The sequence below is a fragment of the Isoptericola sp. NPDC060257 genome (assembly GCF_042726645.1).
Classification (GTDB): Bacteria; Actinomycetota; Actinomycetes; order Actinomycetales; family Cellulomonadaceae; genus Isoptericola; species Isoptericola nanjingensis.
In genome coordinates, this window is sequence record NZ_JBHXAW010000514.1 from 1 (window position 1) to 1,085 (window position 1,085).

At 71.2% G+C, this 1,085-nt stretch carries 1 protein-coding gene; it reads right to left on the bottom strand.

What is annotated here, in order from left to right; translation table 11 throughout:
- Positions 1 to 27: 27 nt before the first annotated feature.
- A partial coding sequence (locus ACFWEK_RS21790; protein ID WP_430555404.1) for a hypothetical protein occupies positions 28 to 1,085 on the bottom strand: 1,058 nt, incomplete at its 5' end.

Sequence of the window (1,085 nt, forward strand, 5' to 3'; positions counted from 1 at the left end):
ACCTTCGGTGGGTCGATCTCACGACGGCTACCTCGATCTCGGTGCCCGCGACCGCAACGCGGACCGGATGCGGGCGACGAGAGCCTCCGGGCGTTGCAGGTCCTCCCAGACGACGCGGATGACGAGCCATCCGTTCTCCTCCAGCGCGTCCTGCCTGAGCTTCTCTTCGAAGAGGCGCCGAGCGGGGTCGCCGTACTCGCCCCCGGAGTACTTCACGGCGCCATCGAACTCCAGCGCGACCCGACGGTCCGGCCACGCCAGGTCGAGCCACGCGTCGCCGCGCCGGGTCGTGACGGCATACCCCACCTCTGCGGCGGGCAGGCCGGCGTCGTGCATGATCCAACGGAGAAGTGACTCACCGGCGGACTCCGCACGGGGATCTGCAAGACCGACGACCTCGCGGGCCCGGCGAACCCCTCGCCCGCCGACGGACTCCGCGAGGATCGTCCGGATCAGCGCGGGGTCCGCGTCGCCCCGAAGCGCGGAGTCGGCGATCACCAGGGCCTGGTCGGAGGCGAGCGTCCGCGCGCAGTCGACCACCGTCCGCTCGAGTGTGGTGACGGGCAAGCCGTCGACGGCGGTTCGGTCGCGTTCAGGAAGGGCGGTCCAGTGGCGGCGGAGGTCGCGCTCGCGCGCCTGGTCGGCGTTGGGTGCTCGCAGCTGAGTGACGTGGACCGCGGAGGACAACCGGACTGTCTTGCATCCGTGCAGCACGGCCGCCGTCGCATGGGAGTACCAGAACGTCGTCGAGAGCCGAGCCTCGACGGCGCGGACCTGTCGCAGGACCTCGGCCCGCCTGGTACGAGCGGGCCCGTCGGCGTCGACCGGCGCCAGGTAGACGCCCTTGCGCACCCGTTCGAGCCTGCCGCGCGAGACCTCGACCGCGATCTCGCTGCGTCGGCCCTCGCTGAACCGGGTGGCGGGTGGGACGACCGGAGCGGCAAGCCCTCGGCGGTCGCCCGGGCGTGCAGGCGGTGTCGTCATGGCGAGGGAGCGTGTCAGAAATGGCTCGTGCACGAAGCGGCGTCTGTGGACAACCACACCAGATCGAGGTACCCGTCGTGAGATCGACCCACTGAAGGTCG